Here is a 1235-nt window from a genome sequence, read left to right as displayed (position 1 = left end):
GGCGCTGTTGCGACTGGCCGAGCGGTACCCGCGTTCCACGTTCGTCGGTATCGACAGCTTCGAAGGCCAGCTCGAACGGGCACGCGCCAACGCGGAGGCCAGCGGTCTCTCGGATCGAGTGACCTTCGAGCGCGGCGACGTGGCCGTCGACGGCCTTCCGGCACGCTATGACATCGTCTCCACGTTCGACGTCGTGCATGACTCGGCCGATCCTCTCGGCCTGATGCACGCCATCCGCAAAGGGCTGAACAGCGACGGTATCTACCTGTTGCTGGAGATCAACGCCGCCGACGAGCCGGCGGACAACGTCGGCCCATTGGCCACGTTCTTCTACGGCGCCAGTCTGCTGTACTGCATGACCACATCGCTCGCCGACGGAGGCGCCGGCCTGGGAACATGCGGCATGCCCGAGAGCAGGGTCCGCGAGTTCGGTACCAAGGCTGGATTCCAGCGCGTCAAGCGGGCTCCCATCACGGAGAATCCGTTCAACGTGCTCTACGAGTTGCGGCCCTGAGCCGCGGACGCGGGATACGGCGGGGGCCGGGCCGAGCCGGCTCGGCCCCTGCTCCTGGACGGGGCGGGACGGATGCCGATCAGGGTGGGTCTCCGGCGGGCCCTGTAACCTTCAGGCAGTCTGTGCACGCGCCTGCCGTGAAGGAGTCCGACCGTGCCCCTGTTCGACAAGCCGCTGTCCGAGTTGCGTGATTACCGTCCCGAGCGGGACGAGCAGCCCGATTTCGACGCGTTCTGGAAGCGGACGCTCGCCGAGGCGCGCGAGCACCCGCTGGACGCCGAGTTCACCCCGTACGACGCCGCGCTGAGCCTGGTGGACGTCTACGATGTGCGCTACTCCGGCTGGGGCGGGCATCGCATCGCCGGCTGGTTCCTTGTCCCGGCGGGTACGAGGGAGCCGTTGCCGGCCGTCGTCCATTACATCGGTTACGGCGGTGGACGCGGTCTCCCGCATGACTGGCTGGCTACCGTGACCGCCGGTTACGCCACGTTCGTCATGGACACCCGCGGCCAGGGCTCGAACGGCTCGCCGGGTGACACACCGGATCCGGCGGGTGGAGCGAACCCGCAGACGCCGGGCTTCATGACCCGCGGCGTCCTCGACCCCGACGACTACTACTACCGTCGGGTGTTCACGGACGCGGTCCGCGCGGTCGAGGCCGCGGCCGGTCACCCCTTGGTGGACGAGGAGCGGATCGTCGTCACCGGCGGCAGCCAGGGTG

2 protein-coding genes are annotated in these 1235 nt (G+C 68.7%); both read left to right on the top strand.

Annotated elements, in window-relative coordinates; all coding sequences use genetic code 11:
• Window positions 1-514: class I SAM-dependent methyltransferase (locus ELR45_RS36580; protein ID WP_205855743.1), on the top strand; the 514-nt coding region annotated here is incomplete at its 5' end.
• A gap of 153 nt (window positions 515-667) precedes the next feature.
• Window positions 668-1235: acetylxylan esterase (locus ELR45_RS40350; RefSeq protein WP_240759106.1), on the top strand; the 568-nt coding region annotated here is incomplete at its 3' end.

This window comes from Phytoactinopolyspora endophytica (assembly GCF_004138495.1).
In the GTDB taxonomy this organism is placed as follows: domain Bacteria; phylum Actinomycetota; class Actinomycetes; order Jiangellales; family Jiangellaceae; genus Phytoactinopolyspora; species Phytoactinopolyspora endophytica.
The sequence above is the reverse complement of the archived record's forward strand: the minus strand, read 5'-3'. Positions and strand labels throughout refer to the sequence as shown.